Annotated in this window: 1 protein-coding gene; it reads left to right on the top strand. The window is 64.3% G+C overall.

The genetic code is table 11. From position 1 onward, the window contains the following. Positions 1 to 297: PaaI family thioesterase (locus MTX35_RS25470; RefSeq protein ID WP_243597495.1), on the top strand; the 297-nt coding region annotated here is incomplete at both ends.

The following is a 297-nucleotide window of genomic DNA, read 5'->3' as shown; positions in this document are numbered from 1 at the left end:
GTCATGTCGGGGCACCCGGGATAGCACACGGCGGCGCGGTGGCGACCGTTCTCGACGATCTGTTCGGCTTCCTGCTCTACACAGTGGGTGAGCTCGCCGTGACGCGGCGTCTCGAGCTCGACTACCTGGCGCCGGTTCTGCTCGGCACTCCATACGTATTGCGTGCTGCGGTTCGGTCTCGTGATGGGCGCAAACTGGATCTCACGGCCACGATGGACGATGCGCAGGGCCGCTCGGTAGCCACCGCTACTGCCCTGTTCGTGGTGGTCGAGGTCGAACACTTCATGCAGTCCCAAG

Source organism: Rhodococcus sp. ARC_M12, from assembly GCF_022810385.1.
Taxonomy (GTDB): Bacteria; Actinomycetota; Actinomycetes; order Mycobacteriales; family Mycobacteriaceae; genus Rhodococcoides; species Rhodococcoides navarretei.
Note: the sequence above shows the minus strand (reverse complement) of the source record. Positions and strands in the feature narration are given on the sequence as shown.